Genomic DNA, 23,195 nt, shown 5'->3' on the forward strand with positions numbered 1-23,195 from the left:
ATGTATTAATATTAACAAATGACTATTTATTTTAATAAAGTCCAAGGAATTATTTATTAGTGAATAAAATACTTAAAAAAAATTTCCAAAAAAGATTGAAGAAAAAAAAATATACTCGTATCATTTCAAAAAATATTTAAAGTAAGGAGAGAGGAAAAATGAAAAAACTTTCTGTTGCTCTTTTAGTAATGCTCCTAGCTGTTTCTTTTGTTTTTGCTAATGGTGCTAAAGAGGAAGCAGCTCCAGCTTCAGATGTGTTCCATGTAGGTATCGTTACAGGTACTGTTTCACAGAGTGAAGATGACCTTAGAGGTGCTGAGGCTCTTATCGCTGAGTATGGTGCAGTTAAGGATGGTGGTATTATCCAGCATGTTACTTATCCTGATAACTTCATGGATGAGCAGGAAACAACAATCGCAGTAATTGTTGGTCTTGCAGATGATCCTTTAATGAAGGCTGTAGTAGTTAACCAGGCAGTTCCTGGTACAACTGAGGCTTTCCGCCAGATTAAGGAGAAGAGACCTGATATCTTATGCTTTGCTGGTGAATCACATGAGGATATTCCAGTAATTAGCACAACTGCAGACTTAGTATGTAACAATGACTTCGTTGCACGTGGTTATCTCATCATCAGAACAGCTCATGAGCTTGGATGTGATACATTCGTACATATCTCATTCCCAAGACATATGTCATATGAAACAATGAGCCGCCGTGTTGCTATCATGAAGGCAGCTTGTGATGAATTTGGCATGAAGTTTGTTCTTGAGACAGCTCCAGACCCAACATCAGATGTAGGTGTTGCAGGTGCTCAGCAGTATATTCTTGAGAAGGTTCCAGCATGGATTAACCAGTATGGTAAAAATGCTGCATTCTTCTGTACAAACGATGCTCATACAGAGCCTCTTCTCAAGCAGCTCCTACAGTATGGTGGTTACTTCATCGAAGCTGACCTTCCATCTCCTCTCATGGGATATCCTGGTGCTCTTGGTCTTGACCTTACTGCAGAGCAGGGTAACTTCTCAGCTATCCTCAACAAGGTTGAGTCTGCAATCGTAGCTAAGGGTGGTGCTAACAGATTTGGTACATGGGCTTACTCATATGGCTATACACAGTCTGCAGCTCTCGGACAGCACGCTATTAACTGTATTAAGGGTGAAAGCCAGCCTACAAATCTTAACGACCTTTGGAAGGCTTATAACAAGTTCACACCAGGTGCTAATTGGAATGGTTCATTCTATACAAATGCTTCAACAGGCGTAAGATCTAAGAATGCTGTTCTTATCTACCAGGATACTTATATCATGGGTGGTAGAGGCTTCATGGGTAACGCTGATGTAGAAGTACCAGAGAAGTATTTCACAATCAAATAGTTGCTTTTTAAGTAATTTTTTACTAATCCGGAGAGATTTTCTCTCCGGTTTAATGTTCTTGGATAAAACTTATCTTAGAGCATTAAACCACACATAAAGAGGAAGAAAAATATGAATAAAGCTCCCATGCTCCTTCAAGCACGAGGGATAAAAAAAGATTTCTTCGGTAATGTCGTACTAAAAGACATCAACTTTACTCTAGAAAAGGGCCAAATAATGGGTCTAGTCGGAGAAAATGGTGCTGGTAAAAGTACATTAATGAAGATTCTTTTTGGAATGAAGGATATCACTGAAACAGGTGGGTACCAAGGAGACATTATATTAGATGGAGAGAAGGTTCACTTTGAAACTCCTTTTGATGCTCTCGCAGCTGGTATTGGAATGGTTCACCAGGAATTTAGCTTACTTCCAGATTTTAGTTCAACAGAGAATATTCAGCTAAATCGTGAAAGCGTAAATTACAATGTTACCTCAGAGATTTTTGGAGAGAGGTTAAATACTCTTAATAAAAAGGAAATGAGAAAAAAAGCTGTTGAAGCTATTAATAAGCTAGGCGTTGACTTATCTCCTGAAATGGTTGTTAGTGAGATGCCGGTAGGTCATAAGCAATTTACAGAGATTTCTCGTGAGCTTTCTCGAGAGAAAATGAAATTGTTAATCCTAGACGAACCAACAGCTGTTTTAACTGAAAAGGAAGCAGAAACTCTTCTTAAAACAATGAGAAAGCTTGCTGATTCAGGAATTTCAATTATCTTCATTACACACCGATTAGGTGAGATTATGGAGGTTTGTGATAAGATTCTTGTAATGCGAGATGGCTGTATTATTAGCGAGCTCGAGAAGGATAAAACTAACGTCCGCGAAATTACAAAGGCAATGGTTGGACGTGAGGTTAAAGGCATCTCAGAGAATAAGAGAGAGAATAGTGATGCTCCAGAAATAATGAATATCTCACACCTATGGGTTAACATGCCGGGTGAGATTGTAAGAGATGTAAATCTCTCTGTTAAGAAGGGAGAAATACTTGGTATTGGTGGTTTAGCTGGACAGGGTAAGCTTGGTATTCCAAATGGAATTATGGGTCTCTATCAAGCAGGCGGTAAGGTTATCTTTGATGGAAAAGAAATTCAATTAAATGATGCTAAGCTCTGCTTAAAGGAAGGCTTAGCCTTTGTTTCTGAGGATAGAAGAGGAGTTGGACTATTACTAGATGAATCACTAGAGTGGAACGTTTCCTTTACCGCTATGCAGGCTCAGGATAAATATTTAAAGAAATATTTTAATGGGCTTATTAAGTGGAGAGACCAAAAGGCAATTGAAGAGGTTACTCAAAAATACATCGATGAGCTTCAAATAAAATGTACTAGCTCAAAGCAAAAGGCTAAGGAGCTATCGGGAGGAAATCAACAAAAGATTTGTCTTGCAAAGGCCTTTGCTCTTGAACCAAGACTTTTAATGGTAAGTGAGCCTACTAGAGGTATTGACGTAGGAGCTAAGGCGCTAGTTCTTGAAGCACTCAAAAAATACAATCAGGAAGCTGGTACAACTATTATTATGGTTTCATCAGAGCTTGAGGAGCTTAGAACTACATGTGATAGAATCGCGATCATTACAGATGGTAAGGTTGCAGGAATATTACCAGCACATACCTCAAGTGAGGAGTTTGGTTATTTGATGGTAGGTGCTAAGGATATGGTTAAGGAAGGAGAGAAGTAATGAATAAGACAGAAGGTAAAAGCTTAAAGGAATTTATTAATGACTTCATTGACTCCTTTGGATGGCCAAGATTAATTATTGCATTGTTCTTAATAATGCTATTTATTATTGCACCACTTGGAGGAATAAGTATTACACAAAGTATTTCAGATGTTCTCCAGCGCTTTGGTATGAATAGTATTATGGTACTAGCAATGGTTCCAATGATTCACTCTGGATGTGGCCTTAACTTTGGTCTACCAGTAGGAATTATAGCCGGTCTTCTCGGTGGTACAATTTCAATGCAGTTAGGCTTCACTGGTGGATTATCCTTTGTAATGGCAGTATTAATTGCAACATTCTTTGGAATTATCTTTGGTTGGGCTTATGGAGTTCTATTAAACAAGGTAAAGGGTGGTGAGATGATGATTGCTACCTATGTAGGTTATGCAATCGTATCCTTTATGTGTATGATGTGGCTCCTGCTTCCATATAATAATCCACAGATGGTTTGGGGCTATAAGGGTACTGGATTGAGAACAACAATCTCAACCGAGGGATATTACTTACACATCTTAAGTGACTTCTTACAGATTAAGATTGGAAACCTAGTAATCCCTACAGGATCTTTACTATTCTTTGCTTTCTTTGCTTTCTTAATGTGGGCGTTCTTACATACAAAGAAAGGAACTGCAATGACAGCTGTTGGCTCAAACCCAATCTTTGCTAGAGCATCTGGAATAAATGTTAACTCAATAAGAACACTTTCTGTAATAATGTCTACAGTTCTTGGTGCTATTGGTATTTTAGCTTATCAACAGGCATTTGGCTTTATACAGCTATATATGGGACCATTCTACATGGCTCTTCCTGCTGTATCAGCAATTCTAATTGGTGGTGCTTCTGTAAATAAAGCAACAATTTCAAATGTAATCATCGGTACTCTCCTTTATCAGGGTATTGTCACGATGACACCATCTGTAATGAACTCACTTGTTCATACAGATATGAGTGAGGTAATAAGAATTATAGTATCTAACGGTATGATTCTTTACGCTCTCACAAGAAAAACGGAGGGTGCAAAATGAAAAAAACTAATATAAAGTCCTTTGTATTAGATAACTTAGTACCAATTATTTTCATTGTAATTGGTATCTTTGGTATAATGTTTTCTGGCTTCTCTGCAACTGCAATAGCTAATGAGATGATGACTAGACTTGCAAGAAATAGCTTCTTAGTTATCTCACTTTTAATTCCTATTATGGCTGGTATGGGTCTTAACTTCGGTATGACCTTAGGAGCGATGGCAGGCCAAATCGGATTAATATTTATAACTGAGTGGGGAATTGTTGGAATTCCAGGTATGATTCTTGCTGCTATAATTTCAACACCTATTTCAATATTCCTTGGATATATTTGTGGAAAAATCCTCAATATGGCAAAGGGTAGAGAGATGGTAACTAGCTACATCATTGGCTTCTTTATCAATGGTGTTTACCAGCTAATTGTACTCTTTTTAATGGGTGTAATTATTCCAATTAAATCAGATATTCTGCTTCCAAGAGGATATGGTATTAGAAATACTGTAAACCTTATTGGAATAAGAAAATGCTTAGATAATTTAATTCCATTAAAGATAGCTGGAGTAAGTATTCCTTTAGCAACCTTTTTAGTAATTGCATTACTTTGCTTATTTATTATTTGGTTTAGAAAAACAAAGCTTGGACAAGATATGAGAGCAGTTAGCCAGGATATGGAGGTTGCTAGAGATAGTGGTATTAAGGTTGAAGAGACAAGAATATTATCTATCATCATTTCAACTGTATTAGCTGGATATGGAATGATTATTTATCTTCAGAACATGGGAACCTTAAATACATATAATAGCCATAACCAAATTGGTATGTTCTCTGCTGCAGCTCTATTAGTTGGTGGTGCTTCAGTATCTAAAGCAAATATTAGAAACGTATTCTTGGGTGTTATACTTTTCCACTTAATGTTCTATGTATCTCCATATGCAGGAAAGAACCTTATCGGAGAAGCACAGCTTGGTGAGTATTTCAGAGTATTTGTCTCCTACGGCGTTATTACACTCTCACTAGTTCTCTATGAATTAAAGAAGAAGAGAGATAAGCTTGAAAGAGGTAAGAAGCTCGCTTTAATGCAAGAGGAGGATAAATAATGAAGCTACAATTTAAAAAGCCAACTAAAACCTTTTATATCCGTCTTATTGCTATTTTAATCATTATCCTAGTTGCTATTTGGATGTATGTTATAGGAAAGCAGCATAATATCTATATCGATAATAAGGATTATGGCTCCTATAAGGCCTTTAGCTGGGTTGATGTTACTGTAGATAAGCAAGAGCCTCTTGGACTTGCAAAGAGAGATAGAGATGTATTTACAGTTGTAAATCAAACTCATAAATTCAAGGTTGAAGCTGACGGAGAGACTAAAGAGGTTAAGCTTAGAATTCCTCTTGAGATGAAAAATGTAATCATCAATCTTCCAGCTTTTATGGCAGGGCTTGATCAAGCTGAGTGGATGAGTGAATTTATAATTGAAACTGTGAGTGTTGAAAGCCAGACAGAAGCAATCGTAACAGATGACACAGCAGTATTTTTTGAATAAGTTATCGGGGCTACAGAAATGTAGCCCTTTATGTTATAAGTTTTTTTGTATATAATTATCAGCTATGATGAAATTAGCTCCTTCAATTCTTTCATGCAATTTTTCAAATGTTGCAAAAGCAGTATCACAGGTAGATGAATTAGGTCTTGAGTATTTACATTTAGATGTAATGGATGGAAGCTTTGTTCCAGAAATAACCTTTGGCGCAAAGCTGATTAAGGATATAAGAAGAAATACAAATATTACCTTCGATGTACATTTAATGGTTGAAAGACCTGAGGATAAGCTAGATGCCTTTATTGAGGCAGGAAGTGATATAATTACTGTTCATCAGGAAAGCACGATCCACCTTCATAGAGTTTTACAGAAAATTAAAAGTGCTGGAATAAAATGTGGAGTTTCGATTGTACCATCAACTCCAGTATCAATGATTTTACCAATACTTGATATGGTTGATTTAGTTCTTATTATGACTGTTAATCCTGGCTATGGTGGTCAAAAGCTAATACAGTCCTGCTTAGATAAGGTTGTAGAGCTTAGAGATATCAGAGAAAAGGAAGATTACACATATTTAATAAGTGTTGATGGTGGAGTAAATCTATCAACAGTCCAGGATGTAGCAACAGCAGGTGCTGATTTAGCTGTCACAGGTTCAGCATTCTTTTTAAGTGAGGATAAGGCTGAATTTGTTAATAAGATGAATGATTTAATTAGGAAATGTCAATGAAAGCTGTTATTCAAACTGTCCACGATGCAAGGGTCACAGTTGATAATAATGTAGTTGGCCAAATTAAGGATGGAATGCTTATCTACTTTGGCGTTGCAAAAAATGATGAAGAAAGGGATGTAATTCCATTTTTTGATAAAATATTAAAGATGCGCATCTTTAAGGATGAAAATCAGAGAATGAATTTAAATTTAAAGAGCGTTAATGGTAGTATTTTACTTGTAAGCCAATTTACTCTAGAAACAAATATTTATGCTGGTAATAGACCTTCCTTAGATAGTGCCGCTCCAGGAGAAAAGGCAAAGCTATTCTACGAAAAAGCTATACAATACCTAAAGGATTTAGGATATGAGGTAAGTACTGGAGTCTTCGGTGCACACATGATGGTTTCTTACGTAAATGATGGTCCAGAGACTTTTGTCCTAGATAGTCGTGATCTTTTTAAATAATTTGTAAAAATTTTTAATTTTTTTTGTATTATTAGCAGGAGATAAAAAAATTATGGAAAAAAATGAGAATGTAAAAAAGGCTAGGGCGGAAGCGCTTGAAGCAGCAAGAGCCCAAATCGACAAGCAATTTGGTAAAGGCTCACTCATGAGATTGGGAGATGCAAAAAATACTCTCGATATCGAAGCTATTCCATCTGGATCTCTCCTGCTCGACGAAGCTTTAGGAGTAGGTGGGTATCCAAAGGGAAGAATCATTGAGATTTATGGACCAGAAAGCTCAGGTAAAACAACCTTAGCTCTTCATGCAATTGCTGAGTGTCAAAAGAGTGGCGGAACAGCTGCATTTATTGATGCTGAGCATGCTCTTGATCCAACCTATGCAAAGAATTTAGGTGTAAATATCGATGATTTATGGATAAGCCAACCAGACAATGGTGAACAGGCTCTAGAGATTACAGAATCTCTAGTACGCTCAGGTGCAGTTGATATTGTAGTTATTGACTCTGTAGCAGCTCTAACTCCTCAAGCAGAAATTGAAGGTGATATGGGTGATTCACACATGGGTGTACAGGCAAGACTTATGAGCCAGGCTTTAAGAAAGCTCACAGGTATTCTTGCAAAGAGCAATGCAACTATCATCTTTATCAACCAGCTAAGAATGAAGATTGGTGTAATGTTTGGTAACCCAGAAACAACTACAGGTGGTAATGCATTAAAGTTCTATGCATCTGTCAGAATGGATGTTAGAAAGATTGAATCTATCGGAAAGAGCCAGGATGAAATCGTTGGAAACCGTGTAAGAGTTAAAATTGTAAAGAATAAGGTTGCACCTCCATTTAAAAAGTGTGAAATTGATTTACTCTTTGGTAAAGGTATTTCCTACGTTGGCTCTATGCTTGATGCAGCATTAAAATATGAGCTTGTTGAGAAATCTGGTTCTTGGTTTAGCTATAATGGTGAGAAAATTGGACAAGGTAGAGATAAGACCTTAGATTATTTTACAAACAATCCTCAAATTACAGAGGAATTGGTAGCAAGTCTAAGAAAGCTAATGTTTAGTCATGATGAAGAAGAGAGCGCTCCAGCTCCTACAGAAGAGTGATGGTATTAGAGAGCCAGGAAAACTTTGGTGAGGTTAAGCAGGTCTTTAAAACAGAGGAGTTTGAAGGCCCGCTTGATTTACTTTTATATCAAATACAAAAAGCAGAAATAAATATTTATAATATTCCTATATCTGAAATTACTGAGCAGTTTATAGAGTATATTGAAAATCATAAAACAACACTGCGTAACCTAGCTGACTTCTATAAGATGGCAGCTGATTTACTTTACATTAAATCAAGGATGCTTCTTCCTGTAGAGGTTGAATTTGATGAAGAGTATGAGGACCCTAGAAGAGAGCTTGTAGATAGACTTCTTGATTATCAAAAGTTTAAAAAATATACAGATCTATTAATGGGTGTAAATACTAGTGATAGCTTCTACATTCCTAGAAAGGAAAATTTATTTGCTCTTCCTTTTGAGGATGAGGATCTATTTAAGGGAGTTGATCTTCAAGCTCTTTTTGATACCTATAGGTCCTTAGTCAGTCAAATTGCTCCTAATAAGCTATTTAACGTTTATGAGGAGGTAACAGTGAAGGAAAAGATTGCATTAATGCAGGAGCTTTTAGAGAGTAATGAGGAAATAACATTATCTCTATTAATAAAGGATTTTAATAATCCTCTTCACATTATTTGTTCCTTCATGGCTATATTGGAATCATGTAAATTTAGGATGATTTTAATTAGACAGGATGTTAATTGCGGAGAAATATATATCACAAAGAGGCCTTTAGATTTTGATCAAAGAGATGCAGATGAATTTGATAAAGCATATGATGAGATTGTTGAGCATAATCTTCAGGATGCAGATGATTTCTCTATATTAACAGAGGAAGCTAAAGAAAAATTTGAGGAAGAAGAAAAGCTAGAGAAAGAAGAGGCTCAAGAAGAAATTGAGTATATTGGAGATGAGGAAAATCTCTTAGATGAGGAGGATTGAGGATGCTCTCACATGAAGCTAGAATAGTTGAAGCAATACTTTTTATTGAAAATGAAGCTTTAACAATTGAAAAGCTTGCAGCTATGTCTAATCTAAGTGAAAAGGATTGTGAAAAAGCCTTAAAGGAGCTTGATAAGCTTTATCAAAATCAGGGACATGGTATTTTCTTAAAGCAAAATGATGATGAGAGTGTTTGCTTTGCGCCTTGTAGTGATTTATATGATGATTTAAGACAAACCTATGGAAAAAAGGTTGATAAAAGACTTTCACGTGCTGCATTGGAAACTCTTTCTATTGTAGCTTATTCACAGCCAATTACTCGTAAGGAAATAGATAATATAAGAGGTGTTACCTCAGATACTATTGTTAGACTTTTAAGAGATAGAGAGTATATTAAGATTGTTGGTAGAAAGGATGTTCAAGGACACCCATGCTTATATGGAACAAGTAGAAAATTTCTATTTGAATTTGGACTACAATCTATAAGTGATTTGCCTAAGCTCTCAGATATTGATAGAATGCGATTTGATAAAGGCGAAGGAGAAGATAAATGATTATAGAGTATCCTATTAGGCTACAGGCTTATTTAGCTAAATGTGGATGTGGAAGCAGAAGATATTGTGAAGAGCTCATAAAAGATGGGCGTGTAATGGTAAATAATAAAACTGTAAGAGAAATGGGAGTAAAGGTTAACCAGGATGATATTGTCCAGGTTGATACTGAAACTGTAGAGGTAATAGATAAAACATACTATATAGCTCTTAATAAGCCAAAGGGATATGTTTGTACTAATTTTGATCCAAACGAAACAAAATATGCTCGTGAATTAATTCAAATTAGAGATCAAAATCTTCTATTTAATGTTGGACGCTTGGACCGTGATTCAAATGGCTTAATCCTTTTTACAAATGATGGTGATTTTGCAAACAAGGTAATGCATCCTTCTAAGGAAATAGAAAAAGAGTATCTTGTACACCTAGATAGAATGTGTACTGTTGAGGATTTAAATAAAGCAATTAAGGGGCTTTATATCGATATGGACAAGCCTTATAGAATTAAATCCTATGAATTTGTCCCAAGAAGAAAGGATTATATTAAGGTTACTTTAATTGAGGGAAAAAATAGAGAGATAAGAAAAATCTTTTCATTCCTTGGATATGAAGTAAAGGGTCTTACTAGAATTAGGATAGGCTGTATTGTTCTTGGTAATATGGTTCCTGGCGAATATAGAGATCTAAGTAAGAAGGAAATTGAAGGCTTACTTGCAGGAAAGACAACATTAGTTGAAAGAAAGAAATTTGGTGCAGCTTTAAAGAGAGAGAAGGACCAAAAACGATTAGAGAGGGAAAAGCGCAATGATAGTAGCAATTGATGGACCTGCTGGATGCGGTAAAAGTACTATTGCTAAGCTATTAGCAAAGAGATTAGGCTTCTATTTTCTAAACACAGGCTCCTTTTATAGAGCTGTTACATATGCTCATCTACAAAAGGGCTTAGATCCTAAGGATAAAGAGAGTGTACTTGAGAGCGCTAAGCAAATAAATATTAGTGTTAATAATGGTAATATTTGTATTGATGGTAAGGATGTAGAGGATAAGCTACATGGTCCTGATGTAGATTTAAATGCATCATATGTTTCTTCGGATCCTAGAGTAAGAGAAATTATTACTTCTAGAGTAAGAGAGGTTGCAGCTAACATGGATATTGTTACAGAGGGTAGGGATACAACTACTGTAATTTTCCCAAATGCAGAGTATAAATTTTACTTTGATGCCTCTCCTGAAATTAGAGCTGAGAGAAGAATAAAACAGCATCCAGAGGGACAAACCTACGAGGAAGTCCTAAGGGATATTATTCTTAGAGACGAAAATGATAAAAATAAAGAGGTTGGTGCGTTAAAAATATCAAAAGATGCTATATATATTGACACATCTTACTTGACCATTGACCAAGTTTGTGAGAAAGTTGTTTCTGTTATGGGAAAAGATTTAACATAACAAACGTAATTTTATAGGAGCAAAAGAAGTGGAAGATGAAACTCAGATGACTGACATGCAGTCATTACTGCAAGAGCAGTATCTAAAGTCACTTGCTGGCATTGAAGACGGTCAGATCGTAACCGGAACTGTTGTACAGTTAAATAACGACTATGTATTTGTAGATGTAGGCTACAAGAGCGAAGGAAAGATTCCTGTTGATGAATTTATCGAATTACCAAAGGTTGGTGATAAGGTAAATGTTGCTATCATTAACAAGGAAGGTAAGGGTGGTCAGGTCATCGTATCAAAGAAGAAGGCCGATGCTAAGGAGAGAACAGAAGCTCTCAAGGAAGCAGCAGAAAACAGAACACCTATCCTTGGTAAGTTCTTAAAAGTAATCAAGGGCGGCTATGAGGTCGATCTTGGTGCAGATTATAGAGGTTTCTGCCCATTATCAAAGGCAGATGTTTCAAGAGTTGAAGATACTGATTCCTTAATTGGAAAGACAGATTACTTCATCATTGATAAGTTCCACTCAAGCACAAAGCTTAAGAGTGTAGTTTCAAGAAGAGAGTACCTAGAAGGTATCATCAAGGAGAACAAGGAAAAGTTCTTTAGTTCTGTTCAGATTGGTGATGTTGTTCAGGGTGAGGTTAAGAGCTTCACTTCATTTGGTGCTTTCATCGATCTCGGTGGTTTCGATGGTCTTCTCCATATCAACGATATGTCTTGGGGCCATGTAACAAGACCAAAGGATTTTGTTAAGAAGGGTCAGGTTATCCAGCTCAGACTTATCAATGTTGATCCAGAGACACAGAAGATTAACCTTTCTCTCAAGCACATGCAGGAAGATCCTTGGACTAACTTTGAACAGCGCTATAATGTTGGTGATGTTGTAAAAGCTCCAGTAACAAAGCTTACATCATTTGGTGTATTCATCGAAATTGAACCAGGTATCGAAGGTCTTGCTCACATTTCAGAGCTCTCATGGACTAAGAAGATTACAAACCCTAAGGAAGTTTTAAACATTGGTGATGTAGTTGAAGCTAAGATTCTTGGTTATGACCTCGATAAGAAGAGAGTTTCACTTGGTCTTAAGCAGCTTTCTGAGAACCCATGGGATACTATTGAAGAAAGATACCCAGTTGGTAAGGTTCTAAAGGGTAAGGTTGTAAAGATCACAAATAGTGGTGCATTCGTAAACCTTGAAGAAGGTATTGATGGTTTCTTACACATTGATGATGTATCTTGGGTTAAGAAGCTTAAGAATATGAGCCAGTTCTGTGCTGAAGGTGATGAAATTGATGTTGCTGTTTCAAGAGTTGAACCAGAAAACAGAAGAATCCGCCTTTCTGTAAAGAACCTTGAGGGTAACCCATGGCAGGCTCTTAGAAAGAATCACCCAAAGAATTCTATCATCACTGGTGAAATTTCAAACATCACAGACTTTGGTGTATTTGTAAAGGTTGATGGTGGTATTGAAGGTCTTATTAGCAAGTTCAATCTTGTTGGTCCTGATCAGGAATTCGATGATAAGATTCTCGAGAACTACAAGGTTGGTGATTCAATCACAGCTATGGTTGTTGAAATCAATCCACAGACTCAGAAGCTCTCACTCTCAGTAAAAGAGATGATTAAGAAGAACCAGGAAAATGAGATGGCTAAGTACATGTCAAATTCTCAGGATGATTCAGATACTTTCTCTCTTGCTGATATGCTCAATGCAAAGAAAGAGAACTAATCTCTTTGACTAACTTAAGTCTAGGCGGGGGAATATCCCGCCTAACTATTTAAATGAGGTAAAGATGAAAGCTAAAGAAAATACACCTGAACTCACAAAAACAGAGAAATTAGCAGGTTCTGTTGAAAAGTTTTTCAGCAAAAATGGTAAGGTCTTAGCTATTGTAGCTGCAGTTGTTCTAATTGTAGTAATTGCTATTGGCATAATTGTTACTGTTAATTCAAATAAATCTGAAAAAGAATTTACTGCTATTGCTAAGCTTGATAGCCAGTATTCTGCATTAATTAATATGGATAATACATCAGATGAGTATAAAACTGCCGCTGATACATTTGTTTCTGATGCTGACGCTCTTATCTCATCAAGCAAGGGTTATCCAGGTATTAAGGCTAAATATCTCAAGGGATTATATAGCTTTGATATGAAGAATTATTCAGATGCTGCTTCAATCTTTGAAGAAGTAAGTGTTTCTGCTAACAATACATATCTTGGCGCTCTTGCTTTAATTAATGGTGCTGCTTCATATGAAAATGCAGGTAACCAGGATAAGGCACTTGAATTATACAACAAGGTATGGGATTCATATGGCAAGAATGCTGCTGAAAGCCAGAAGGCTCTTTTCAATGTAGCTAGAATCTATGAAGAGAAGGGTGATAGTGAGCTTGCAAAGGCAACATACCAGCAGCTCGTAGATGAGTTTGGTACAACCGGTGAGTATGGAAAGCTTGCTGCTTCAAGAATAATTGTACTATAATTAATTATAGTTTATTGTTCATAAGGAGGATTATATGAAAAGGTTTCTAACTTTATTCGTCATCCTCCTTTTTTTTGTATCCTGTGGTATTCCTTCAATTAAGGACTTTTCTTCATCTGTAATAGTAAGTAGTAGAAAATCAAGTAATAAATTTACTTTAACATTTAATCCAAATAGTATAAATTCTAGCTATTTTTATAATGGTCAAATAAACCAATATTCACCATCTGTATTATTACTTTATACAGTTACAAATCAAAGTAGTGATGCATATGCAAGCTCGTTTATAAGCCAGTTTAAAACCGATTATAGAGGTACTGGTGGAGTTAATGGACTTCCTGTTACAATTAAGCGAGATTCAGGTATTGTTGAAATAACAAAAAATGATAATCAATTATATCTTTATCCTTTAAAGGAATATAATAGTGAAATCTATGCACCAGGATATACAATAGCTAATAATGTTGATTATACCTTTAATCAATATGGTACTGAGTTTACTTTGTCCTTAAAGCAAGAAGAAGATGGGTTTACAATTTTATTAACTAACGATAAAAATTCAAATGAAAAAGAATTATATCGCTATACAGGAAATAAAAAGTTCCTTGAATCCGACAATCTTGAATATAGAAGAAATAGCGACAGCTCAGATCAATTTTATATTCATATTTTTGCTGCAGTTAACGTAACTAAATCAACAACATCAGATTTCTCTAATGATTATTGGACAGAGCTATTTAGTGTAGCTGATATCCCAATAAAATATTAATTTAAGCTCATTTTTAGAAGAAAATTTAATCTAATATCTATAGTAGTACTAATTTTTGTCTAAAACGCCCTATTAAAAATTAGATATAATCGATATTCTGTCAACTAGGATATGTATTATTACAGGATATAGCATTCTATAATAGTGAGATATAGGGGTAATGCAAAATAAGTTTAAATCTCTTTTACAACATAGGTGCTAATATGGTTGGTAAAATTATTTTCATTAATAATTATTGGTATTAATACAATCACCCCTGTATAAAATAATTGCAGATTTAAATGGTCCTTATATAATTTTTCAAGTTCATTTTAAGATTGAACTCAAACACATACTTTTTAAATGTTTAATAACTACAAGCTCTACAACTCCCCTATTATTTTTAATTTAATTATTCAGAAGGATGAAAATGGAAGTTATAAATACATTTACAAAAGTTAAGCATTTCCTATATTAAAAAAATGGTCTTCCAGCCATAGAAAAGAAGATGAGGCAAGATTACTTACCTCATCTATTTTACTATTAGATTCAATCTTTTTATTATCAATAATAATTTATTGTAAACTTATTTTATATTTACTTAAGAAGTCTTCTGTAATAGCACCTACTGGTATTCCACAATTCATTAAATGCTTTTTAATAAAAGCTCTCTTTGTTGATTCATCATTATTATTCAAAGTATAACCAAAATGAGGAAAACCAAAGTTATCATCATTTGAAAAAGTTAGACCAGGTAATGATTGTATAACAATATTATTATTATCATAGTTATCAAGAATATATTTAAATGCAGGGCTATAGGTAGGATCCATATACTTTGCACTAGCTGTTTTTTTATTTATGGTATCATAGCATACAGGGTTTTCAGCAAAATCAGCGTTTATATTTGCTTCTGATTCAAAATTATATTCTTTAATTGATGCTGCATTAAAATCATCAAAGCTACTATAATTATGACTTACAATTTTTTCTCCTGATTTATAAGCATATTTAATAAAACTATTTAATGTATCAATTTTCATAGCTTTAGCTTGATCTGTAGTACGTATAGGTAAAGTACTTACGGTATTATTAGTACTAGTACTTAATATATCTAGAATTTCTGCTTCTTTTGTATTTAATTTCTTAATAAAGCTTGTAGGTCTATAAACTGAATAATATATTCCATTATCGAATTTAGAAGAAAGGATTTGTCTCTGGAATTCTAAACTTTTTGTAATACCATATTGTAGCATTATAAAATCGGCAATTCCATTATCTATAAATGAATTATCTTTATACTCCCCTACTACATATGAGATAATTCCATTGCTAATAGTTAGAGGAATATTTGTGTATTCAACGGTATATGGAGAAACAAGTATAGGTACAACTTCTGTTCCCATCTTCATACAAATAGTAAGCATTACACTTTGTCTATATGAAAAGCTTTTTGTTGCAGGGTTATAAACATATTCAATAAAGCCTACCTGTTGGTTATCTTCATAAACATTGTATATTAGGAAAGAAGATCCATCAGATAATAGCTTTGAGTTAGCGCTATCAAGTTTAATATCAAATCCTAAATCACCAATTCCATCTTGTTTTGAAAGATTTTGAGTAAGAGAATCAAAGGAACCTTCTGCTTCAGAAATACCAACCATTAATGGTAAAGAAGTCATAATATTGGAAGCATCCTTCATATTTGTAAATGGATTACCATCTGGCACCATATTAATTAAACCTCTGCTATTTACCTCAGTTTTAAAAATTGGTACATAGCTTTTCTGCATATTTTCAGGTGTACTAGTATTGTTGTTACAAGAAAATAAAATTAGTAACAAAAAAATAAATAAACAAAATTTTGTTTTTTTCATAAATATCCCCTTCAAATCAAAAATATATAATATAAGAGTTTAATATACAATAATTAATATATTCCTAAACCATTGATTACCATTTATTCTATGGCTAGAATAACCACATGGTTAACTATAATTTTAATAAAGCAACAAACACAAAAGATGCATTTCAGAATCTATATGATATTGTAACAATATTAAGAAGTGAAAATGGATGTCCATATGATAAAGCACTTCATAATAAGGATTCTCTTGCAAGCTTATTAGATGAAGCTTATGAGTATTTAGAGGGTGCTAATAATAATGATGTATCATCTTGTAGAGAAGAAATTGGTGATGTTTTTATTAATGCTATGATGATTCTCCGTATACATGAAGAGCAAAAAGACTTTACTCCATATGATGCAATAAATGATGTATGTGAAAAGCTCATTAGAAGGCACCCACATGTATTTTCTGATGTTGTAGTACATAATATGGAGGAAGGGTTAAAGTCCTATTACAGTGTTAAAGAAAATGTAGAAAAGAAGGCTGCTGACCCTATTTCTAAGCTAGATCATATACCTCACTCTCTTCCACCTCTAGAGAGAAGCTACGAGATACAGAAAAAGCTTTCAAAGGTTGGCTTTGATTGGCCAAATGTTGATGGTGTTATTGATAAGGTATATGAGGAGCTAGATGAAGTTATATTAGCCTTAAAGCATAAGGATAATGATAATCTTGAAGAAGAAATTGGGGATCTATTTTCAGCTGTAATTAACCTAGCTAGATTTGTACATGTTAATCCTGCTTTTGCTATTGCAAGAGCTAATGAAAAGATAACTAATCGCTTTAAGGCAGTATTTCAGCTTGCAAAGGAGCGTGGTATTACCATTGATAAAGACCATGTCGATGAAATGAATTTATTATGGGATGAAGTAAAGCTTAGAGGTATGTAAGCCTTAGCTTTACTTCCTCTGGATAGCTTTTATATGCATTAGACCAATAGCTACGAGCCAGGCTGTAATCATTTTCATAGAAATATATATCACCAATAGCTAAGGCTAATGCATCATTAGATGAATTATAATGCTTAATAGCAAGATTAAGTAGCATGCTACCCTCACCTCTTTCATTAAGCACATTTATCGCTTGAGTTAAGATAGAATCAAAATCCTCATCATATGCTTCATCTAAATCACGTAGCTCACTTACTATTAGCTCTGATGAGGCTTTGCCATTAATTAGCATCATGCATCTAGCCTTATTTGAAAGAGCTACTTTACTTTCAGCATAAATTATATCTGCTTCCTGATAATCCTCAGTTCTCATAAGAGCTGTAAAGTATGCATTCATCTCAGCTTCTGATAAGGTATAATACTTTTTCATTATATGACCAGCAAAGCATTTTTCTGCATCATTAGAATAAAATAGTAATATTCTTAATGCATCACGTAATCTCTGATCCTGAACACTATTATAGCAAGCTACATATAAACGAGCAGAAGGTAAAGAATCATCTATGTAACCAAGCTTAAAGTGGCTCATAAATTGATAGTAAATTGCATCTTGATTAAGCTTATGAGATAGATCCTCATTTGCATGTTCTATTACTAAGTCATAGCTACCAGCTTCATAGCTAGCTTTGTAATCAAAGCTTTTAAAGCAAGAGGATAAAAGAAAAGAGATAAGAATGAGTATAGAAATAATTCTAAGTTTCACATCTTACCTCCAAATAAAAATAATAATCGGTTAGCAATAAGCCGGGTTCTGTATAACGGCAGTCATCTATCCAGGCCTACAGTTACCTGTAGGCTCAAGCAACCTACCCGAAAAGTATAGTCAAGGACGGGACACTTTTCTTCTTGGTCTTGCTCCAGACGAGGTTTACCATGCCACTTACATCACTGTAAGTGCGGTAGGCTCTTACCCTACCATTTCACCCTTACCCGAAGGCGGTATACTTTCTGTTGCACTTTCTATTGCATTACTGCATCTGGGTGTTACCCAGCATCTTGTCCTTAGGAGCCCGGACTTTCCTCTCCAACCTAATGAAGCGACTGCCTAGCTAACCGATTGAATTAACAATTAAAGAAGATCGTCGAAATCACCTGTATCAACAACATCTGCAAGAGCTTCTTCATCACCCTCATCACCATAAGATGCTGCTGAATAGTCGATATCACTATCCTCGCTCTCTTCATAGTAGAGAATTCTTGAGCAATAAGGACAATACTCTGTTGTATTACCCATTCTTACATCGTTAACAAACTGAACTGGTAATACCATGTGACAGCCCTGACATACCTGGCCATGAATAGCAACAATACCTACACCACTCTTGTTCTTTACAATATTACAGAACTTTGTGTAAATCTCATCGCTAATACCCTGCTCTTTGATCTCAATACACTTTTCTTCGAGCTGAGCAATCTGCTGCTTCTTCTCATTGATAATACTATCAATTTCAGCATTCTTAGCATCTACATCAGCTTTAATAGCATCACAAACAGCTTCCTGCTCATCGAGCTGAGTCTTAAGCTGTTCAACAAGTGCTGTTGAAGCATTTCTAGCTCTAAGAAGACCATTTTCCTTAATCTTAGCCTCTTCAATCTGCTTGGAAAGTGCTTCATACTCTCTTTGAGTAGTGATAGAATCCATCATCTTCTCAGCATTTGTTCTTGTCTGAAATGCTTCATCATAACGGATAGAATTAGAAGCAGCATCTTCCTTTGCCTTGAGATACTTATCATTAAGCTCCAAGAACTTCTGATTTGCTACTGCAAGCTCTTCCTTTTGAGACTTTAGATTCTCAGGAAGTAATTCAATCTCTTTTTCAAGATCAAATTTTACCCTTAACACATCCTGTAATGTGAGAAGGAGATTGTCGATTTGCTGTAAATCTTTATCAGCCATTATATTTCACTCCTCAAAGATCAAACGTAATCTTTTAATTTTCTACTTCGTTTAGGGTGGCGTAGTCTTCTCAAAGCCTTAGCTTCGATCTGACGAATACGTTCACGTGTAACATCAAAATACAACCCAACTTCTTCAAGTGTCAATGGATATCCATCGTCAAGACCAAATCTCATGCGAAGGACCTCCTGCTCACGAGCAGGTAGAGTTGTAAGAACATCTTTAATTTGCTCCTGTAAAAGAACATATGCAGTCTGATTAGCTGGGTTCTCAACATCCTTATCCTCGATGAAGTCAGAAAGTAAGCTATCTTCCTCCTCACCAACCGGTGTTTCAAGAGAAATTGGTTCACGAGAAACGTTCTTAACAGCCTTAACCTTCTTTTCATCCCATCCGAGGCGCTCTGCAATTTCTGCATCGGTCGGCTCTCTACCTAAGGACTGTAATAGAGATCTAGACTCTCTTACAACCTTGTTAATCTGCTCAATCATGTGTACTGGAACACGGATTGTTCTAGCTTGGTCAGAAATAGAACGAGTAATAGCCTGTCTAATCCACCAGGTTGCATATGTAGAGAACTTAAAGCCCTTTCTATATTCAAACTTCTCAACTGCCTTAATAAGACCAATATTACCCTCTTGTACAAGATCAAAGAAGTGTAAGCCTCTATTGGTATATTTTTTAGCAATTGATACTACAAGTCTAAGGTTAGCCTTAATGAGACGGTCCTTAGCATCCTTCATCATCTTCTGACCACTCTTGATAGTCTTAACGTTATCAAGAATCTTTTGAGTACCAGTTCTAAGCTCCTTAGTTGGATTATTTGGGTCAAAACGATCATCAAAGGATTCAAACTCATAGCATATCTGCTTTAGCTTCTTTTCAGTTATCTGAAGCTCTTTAATATCCTGCTTAATCTCATCGGCACTAAGACCAAGACGCTCTTCAATTCCAGCAACCTTACTTCTTGTTGCAAGATCACGTCCAAGCTGTCTTAATTCCTTTGCGATATCACCATCACTAGCGATTTGAAGCTTACGAGTTAAAATTCTATTTTTATCTGTACATTCTTTAATAAAATCAGCAGCTTGAATAAATTTTTCAGTAAGCTCATCAATTTCTTCCTGCTGAATTACCATAGGATAGTACCAAATAGGAACATATGTACTGTTCTCAGAAACCTGCTTAACAGCCTCTTCATATGCTTCATCAACCTCTAAAGCTGCAGAGATACCATCTTCTTCGTTTTCTACAAATTCCTCACCCTCAGCACCTTCTATTACCTCCTCTGAAGAAGCAAAAATAGAGGACTCATTTTTATCGATGATATTTGCCTTCTTGACAATCATCTTATTGCCATAAGGGTTTGTAATCTTTACATATTCATTTAACTCATATTCCTTAAGGTCCTTTACATCAACACCAAGGAACTTAGCTAAATCCTTTTTATTATCATCATCAAAGAATTCAACGTCATCAAGCTTAACCTCAAAGCCACCGAGGTATAGCTTCATTAACTCATCTCTCTTCTTGTTGAATCTTTCATCATTAATTAATTCTTCACCTGTAAGAATTGCTTTTTGGATTTGGTCGTTATAATCCTTTAAATATTTGTTAGCGACCTTAAGACCTTCCTTATAGTTTGAAGAGTAGTGCTTTTGCTTACTAATTAAATTCTTAAGCTCTTCAGGAGAGATAGAATCATCATCCTCATCGATTTTTGTTGAAATCTGCTGATAGATTTTTGTGTACATAGAGATAAGTACACCACTCTCTCTAATAACAGAACGAATTACTTCATCTCCAGATTCCATCTGCTTAGAAAGAGTTACTTCCTGAGCTGCATCGAGCAAATTCTCTTTACCAATCTCACGAAGATATAATCTAATAGGGTCATCACCACTTGTTTCACCCTTATCAGAGCCTAAGATAGTATGACTTCTTTCATGGTCATGTGAATCACTAATCTGTGAGATATCTACATATTGCTCAGATGAGCCTACATGCTCATCCTCAGATGACCAAGATGAAATAGTAGGTGCATCATTATCAACATCTTCCTCTTCATCGTAGTCTTCATCATCGTCATCATCGTGGGATATTTCAGTTGAAGCATCACTAGGCTCTGGGATAGCATACTCATCTTCATGGTTCTCATCTCCAAGATCCTCTTCTAAGAATGAATCATCTAGATCATCCCCACCTTCCTCTAATACTTCAGCTGTAGGTTCATCACTATTAACTTCGCTTTCATCCTCATGATATTCAATTCCATTATCACTAAGCTCAGCGATGAGATCATCAATTTCATTGGATATCTTATTTAATTCATCCTCACTCATTTTTAAGAGTGCATTTATATCCTTTTTTAGAATATACCCACCCCTCTCTATGCTCTTCTTTGTGAGTTCTTTAATTAAAAGATTCCTTGTTTCTTCATTCATTATCTACTACCCTTCTGTCATTGAAAAGACGGTCCTTAAGCTCTAAAATTTCCTTCTCGATTGAGAACTTTTCATTTAATAAAGTCTTAAGATCCTCATTTGCAATGCCATCCTGCTCACCCTGTTTCAACTGGGCAGAAATTAATTGACGCTCCTCTTCCTTCTTTCTTAAGCTAAGACGATCAAGAATCTCATCTATAACGACCTGTGGTCGCTCACGTCTGAACTCCTCTAGTTCAAAGGACGTATTAACATCATTGCGGACTCTCTCGTCAGCAAAAAGCGATAAGAAGATCTCATCACTTGTGCCCATATTGCTTCGACGCATGTTTTCAAGCGCTACAAAGATCATTTGTGCTTCCTTATCCTTAAGATCACCAAAGTTTAAAACCTTAGTGTACTCAGAGAATAATTCTCTATGATTTGCAAAGATTAACATCAAATACAAATCAAGTGAGATAGCACTTGTATTTAGTGGCTCAAAATGTACCTGCTCCTCCCTTATTGGATTTTCATATACCTTTCTAACCACTGGGTTTCGGTTAAGATCAGAGTAAATCTGTTCTTGACCAACGCTAAGAAGCTCACTAACTCGTTGTACATAGCTTTCCTTCTCAACCTGGCTTTGAGTTGCGTTGATAAAGTCCTTTAAATACGATACGAAATCAGATTTGCCTTTTGGCGTCCGTATATTATACAAATTCAAGCCATTATTGACAAGATAGCTAAATCCTGTCTGTTTATTAAGTAATATGTTTTTTACAGCCTCTTCACCCTTTGTTTCTAGTAATTCAGAAGCATCCTTAGCGCCCTCAATTCTTAATACGCCTACCTCTATATTCTTTTCCTGAAGCATTACTATTGCCTTCTCTGTGGCCTTCTGTCCAGCACCATCAGAGTCGAAGAGTAAATCTACATGAGAGCAATATCTGCAAATTAAATCTGCCTGCTCACTAGTAAATGCAGTACCAAAAGGTGCAACAGCATTTCTTATACCTGATTGCTGCAAGGAAATTGCATCAAAGTTTCCCTCACAAACTATTACACTCTTTTCCTTTTTTATTACATCTAGACCTTCATAAAACGCATATAGATTGTGCTTCTTTGAATATATTACAGTTTCAGGTGTATTAATATACTTTGGAGCATTCTCCCTAAAAGAGAGATCTCTAGCACCAAAGGCTACAATCTTACCCTGCCAATTTTTAACAGGGAACATTAAACGATTAGCAAATAGTGGATACGGATAGTGATTACTACTAAATAATCCACTCTTTTTTAATGCCTCATCACTATATGACTTACTCTTAAGAAAATCATATAACCATTTAGGATCCTGAGGAGCATAGCCTAAGGAGAAGCGTAAAATAGTTTCATCTGAAATCTTTCTCTTTCTTAGGTAATCAAGAGCCCTTTTTCCACTTTCTGTTTTTAATAGCATATAGGAGAAGGTCTTTGTTAATCTGTCATAAAGATCAAATAAAGCATCTCTCTCTTCTCTTTCTTTATTAGTATTAGATGATTTCTTATCTGTCTTCTCTAGCTCAACTCCAGCCTTTTCTGCAAGAAACTCAACACTCTCTGGAAATGTTAAATGCTCCATTTCCATAACAAAATTAAACATTGTTCCTGTCGCATGACAGCCAAAGCAATAATAACGTGAGCTTTCAATATCTAATTTACATGAAGGAGTTCTTTCTTGCCCATTACCATGAAAGGGACATTTAATCCAAGGCTTTCCACTCTTTTGATATATTTGGGTATAAGAGCTTGCAACATCAACTATTGATAGTTTACGTTTAATCTCTTCTATAGTTTTATCAGAATATATCGGCAAAGCAAAAACCTCACTAT

The 23,195-nt window shown here is 35.3% G+C and carries 21 protein-coding genes and 1 other RNA gene; 16 read left to right on the forward strand and 6 right to left on the reverse strand.

The annotated features are described in order from the left end of the window. The first annotated feature begins 158 nt into the window (after positions 1-158). From FYJ80_RS08355 to FYJ80_RS08425, 15 genes are all read left to right on the forward strand, one after another. On the forward strand, positions 159-1,373 hold the full coding sequence (locus tag FYJ80_RS08355) for a DUF3798 domain-containing protein (protein WP_154425906.1): 1,215 nt from the start codon (positions 159-161) through the stop codon (positions 1,371-1,373). Positions 1,374-1,484: 111 nt separating this feature from the next. Further along, positions 1,485-3,089: a sugar ABC transporter ATP-binding protein gene (locus FYJ80_RS08360; RefSeq protein WP_154425908.1), complete on the forward strand. Its 1,605-nt coding sequence runs from the start codon at positions 1,485-1,487 to the stop codon at positions 3,087-3,089. Continuing rightward, entirely contained in the window at positions 3,089-4,156 is a 1,068-nt protein-coding gene (locus tag FYJ80_RS08365; protein ID WP_154425910.1) for an ABC transporter permease subunit, read from the forward strand. Before FYJ80_RS08360 ends, FYJ80_RS08365 begins: the two co-directional genes overlap by 1 nt. Continuing rightward, the gene (locus FYJ80_RS08370; RefSeq protein ID WP_154425911.1) at positions 4,153-5,250 is read left to right on the forward strand and encodes an ABC transporter permease; all 1,098 of its coding nucleotides are present in this window, start codon (positions 4,153-4,155) and stop codon (positions 5,248-5,250) included. Before FYJ80_RS08365 ends, FYJ80_RS08370 begins: the two co-directional genes overlap by 4 nt. Beyond that, complete coding sequence (locus FYJ80_RS08375; RefSeq protein WP_154425913.1) at positions 5,250-5,699, forward strand: DUF6672 family protein; 450 nt, start codon at positions 5,250-5,252, stop codon at positions 5,697-5,699. Before FYJ80_RS08370 ends, FYJ80_RS08375 begins: the two co-directional genes overlap by 1 nt. Before the next feature lie 64 nt (positions 5,700-5,763). Next, the gene (gene rpe / locus FYJ80_RS08380) at positions 5,764-6,426 is read left to right on the forward strand and encodes a ribulose-phosphate 3-epimerase (protein ID WP_206361038.1); all 663 of its coding nucleotides are present in this window, start codon (positions 5,764-5,766) and stop codon (positions 6,424-6,426) included. Further along, positions 6,423-6,875, forward strand: coding sequence for a D-aminoacyl-tRNA deacylase (dtd, locus tag FYJ80_RS08385; RefSeq protein WP_154425915.1), 453 nt, complete (start codon positions 6,423-6,425; stop codon positions 6,873-6,875). The genes rpe and dtd overlap by 4 nt, the downstream gene beginning before the upstream one ends. A gap of 52 nt (positions 6,876-6,927) precedes the next feature. After that, entirely contained in the window at positions 6,928-7,977 is a 1,050-nt protein-coding gene (gene recA, locus FYJ80_RS08390; protein ID WP_154425917.1) for a recombinase RecA, read from the forward strand. Continuing rightward, positions 7,977-8,918 (forward strand): segregation and condensation protein A, encoded by a 942-nt coding sequence (locus FYJ80_RS08395; protein ID WP_154425919.1) that lies wholly within the window; start codon positions 7,977-7,979, stop codon positions 8,916-8,918. Before recA ends, FYJ80_RS08395 begins: the two co-directional genes overlap by 1 nt. A gap of 2 nt (positions 8,919-8,920) precedes the next feature. Beyond that, positions 8,921-9,472: an SMC-Scp complex subunit ScpB gene (gene scpB, locus FYJ80_RS08400; RefSeq protein ID WP_154425921.1), complete on the forward strand. Its 552-nt coding sequence runs from the start codon at positions 8,921-8,923 to the stop codon at positions 9,470-9,472. Further along, the gene (locus FYJ80_RS08405) at positions 9,469-10,290 is read left to right on the forward strand and encodes a pseudouridine synthase (RefSeq protein ID WP_154425923.1); all 822 of its coding nucleotides are present in this window, start codon (positions 9,469-9,471) and stop codon (positions 10,288-10,290) included. Before scpB ends, FYJ80_RS08405 begins: the two co-directional genes overlap by 4 nt. Beyond that, positions 10,274-10,915 carry a (d)CMP kinase gene (gene cmk / locus FYJ80_RS08410; RefSeq protein ID WP_154425926.1) on the forward strand — a complete coding sequence of 214 codons (642 nt, stop codon included), beginning with the start codon at positions 10,274-10,276 and terminating at the stop codon, positions 10,913-10,915. Before FYJ80_RS08405 ends, cmk begins: the two co-directional genes overlap by 17 nt. Positions 10,916-10,961: 46 nt before the next feature. Further along, on the forward strand, positions 10,962-12,638 hold the full coding sequence (rpsA, locus tag FYJ80_RS08415) for a 30S ribosomal protein S1 (RefSeq protein WP_154426003.1): 1,677 nt from the start codon (positions 10,962-10,964) through the stop codon (positions 12,636-12,638). 64 nt (positions 12,639-12,702) lie between these two features. After that, on the forward strand, positions 12,703-13,392 hold the full coding sequence (locus FYJ80_RS08420) for a tetratricopeptide repeat protein (RefSeq protein WP_154425927.1): 690 nt from the start codon (positions 12,703-12,705) through the stop codon (positions 13,390-13,392). A 34-nt stretch (positions 13,393-13,426) separates the two neighbouring features. Then, the gene (locus tag FYJ80_RS08425; RefSeq protein ID WP_154425929.1) at positions 13,427-14,161 is read left to right on the forward strand and encodes a hypothetical protein; all 735 of its coding nucleotides are present in this window, start codon (positions 13,427-13,429) and stop codon (positions 14,159-14,161) included. A gap of 554 nt (positions 14,162-14,715) precedes the next feature. Here FYJ80_RS08425 and FYJ80_RS08430 read toward each other — a convergent pair. Further along, positions 14,716-16,017, reverse strand: coding sequence for a hypothetical protein (locus tag FYJ80_RS08430; RefSeq protein WP_154425931.1), 1,302 nt, complete (start codon positions 16,015-16,017; stop codon positions 14,716-14,718). Between the two features lie 107 nt (positions 16,018-16,124). Between FYJ80_RS08430 and mazG the strand changes: the two genes are divergently transcribed. After that, positions 16,125-16,940 carry a nucleoside triphosphate pyrophosphohydrolase gene (gene mazG, locus FYJ80_RS08435; RefSeq protein ID WP_154425933.1) on the forward strand — a complete coding sequence of 272 codons (816 nt, stop codon included), beginning with the start codon at positions 16,125-16,127 and terminating at the stop codon, positions 16,938-16,940. Here mazG and FYJ80_RS08440 read toward each other — a convergent pair. From FYJ80_RS08440 to dnaG, 5 genes are all read right to left on the reverse strand, one after another. Next, complete coding sequence (locus FYJ80_RS08440; protein ID WP_154425935.1) at positions 16,927-17,703, reverse strand: hypothetical protein; 777 nt, start codon at positions 17,701-17,703, stop codon at positions 16,927-16,929. The two genes, mazG and FYJ80_RS08440, sit on opposite strands and share 14 nt — an antisense overlap. Positions 17,704-17,725: 22 nt before the next feature. Continuing rightward, positions 17,726-18,057: RNase P RNA component class A (rnpB, locus tag FYJ80_RS08445), an RNA gene on the reverse strand. A gap of 12 nt (positions 18,058-18,069) precedes the next feature. After that, positions 18,070-18,897, reverse strand: coding sequence for a zinc ribbon domain-containing protein (locus FYJ80_RS08450; protein WP_154425937.1), 828 nt, complete (start codon positions 18,895-18,897; stop codon positions 18,070-18,072). A gap of 20 nt (positions 18,898-18,917) precedes the next feature. Next, entirely contained in the window at positions 18,918-21,341 is a 2,424-nt protein-coding gene (rpoD, locus tag FYJ80_RS08455; RefSeq protein ID WP_235899619.1) for an RNA polymerase sigma factor RpoD, read from the reverse strand. After that, a complete protein-coding gene (gene dnaG, locus FYJ80_RS08460; RefSeq protein ID WP_154425939.1) occupies positions 21,334-23,178 on the reverse strand; it encodes a DNA primase in 1,845 nt (614 codons plus the stop codon). The genes rpoD and dnaG overlap by 8 nt, the downstream gene beginning before the upstream one ends. Positions 23,179-23,195 lie beyond the last annotated feature (17 nt).

This window comes from Bullifex porci (assembly GCF_009695635.1).
Classification (GTDB): Bacteria; Spirochaetota; Spirochaetia; order Sphaerochaetales; family Sphaerochaetaceae; genus Bullifex; species Bullifex porci.

Coding starts and splice junctions, on each gene's coding strand:
- FYJ80_RS08355 (WP_154425906.1), top strand. CDS start 159: ATGAAAAAACTTTCTGTTGCTCTTTTAGTAATGCTCCTAGCTGTTTCT.
- FYJ80_RS08360 (WP_154425908.1), top strand. CDS start 1,485: ATGAATAAAGCTCCCATGCTCCTTCAAGCACGAGGGATAAAAAAAGAT.
- FYJ80_RS08365 (WP_154425910.1), top strand. CDS start 3,089: ATGAATAAGACAGAAGGTAAAAGCTTAAAGGAATTTATTAATGACTTC.
- FYJ80_RS08370 (WP_154425911.1), top strand. CDS start 4,153: ATGAAAAAAACTAATATAAAGTCCTTTGTATTAGATAACTTAGTACCA.
- FYJ80_RS08375 (WP_154425913.1), top strand. CDS start 5,250: ATGAAGCTACAATTTAAAAAGCCAACTAAAACCTTTTATATCCGTCTT.
- rpe (WP_206361038.1), top strand. CDS start 5,764: ATGATGAAATTAGCTCCTTCAATTCTTTCATGCAATTTTTCAAATGTT.
- dtd (WP_154425915.1), top strand. CDS start 6,423: ATGAAAGCTGTTATTCAAACTGTCCACGATGCAAGGGTCACAGTTGAT.
- recA (WP_154425917.1), top strand. CDS start 6,928: ATGGAAAAAAATGAGAATGTAAAAAAGGCTAGGGCGGAAGCGCTTGAA.
- FYJ80_RS08395 (WP_154425919.1), top strand. CDS start 7,977: ATGGTATTAGAGAGCCAGGAAAACTTTGGTGAGGTTAAGCAGGTCTTT.
- scpB (WP_154425921.1), top strand. CDS start 8,921: ATGCTCTCACATGAAGCTAGAATAGTTGAAGCAATACTTTTTATTGAA.
- FYJ80_RS08405 (WP_154425923.1), top strand. CDS start 9,469: ATGATTATAGAGTATCCTATTAGGCTACAGGCTTATTTAGCTAAATGT.
- cmk (WP_154425926.1), top strand. CDS start 10,274: ATGATAGTAGCAATTGATGGACCTGCTGGATGCGGTAAAAGTACTATT.
- rpsA (WP_154426003.1), top strand. CDS start 10,962: ATGACTGACATGCAGTCATTACTGCAAGAGCAGTATCTAAAGTCACTT.
- FYJ80_RS08420 (WP_154425927.1), top strand. CDS start 12,703: ATGAAAGCTAAAGAAAATACACCTGAACTCACAAAAACAGAGAAATTA.
- FYJ80_RS08425 (WP_154425929.1), top strand. CDS start 13,427: ATGAAAAGGTTTCTAACTTTATTCGTCATCCTCCTTTTTTTTGTATCC.
- FYJ80_RS08430 (WP_154425931.1), bottom strand. CDS start 16,017: ATGAAAAAAACAAAATTTTGTTTATTTATTTTTTTGTTACTAATTTTA.
- mazG (WP_154425933.1), top strand. CDS start 16,125: ATGGTTAACTATAATTTTAATAAAGCAACAAACACAAAAGATGCATTT.
- FYJ80_RS08450 (WP_154425937.1), bottom strand. CDS start 18,897: ATGGCTGATAAAGATTTACAGCAAATCGACAATCTCCTTCTCACATTA.
- rpoD (WP_235899619.1), bottom strand. CDS start 21,341: ATGAATGAAGAAACAAGGAATCTTTTAATTAAAGAACTCACAAAGAAG.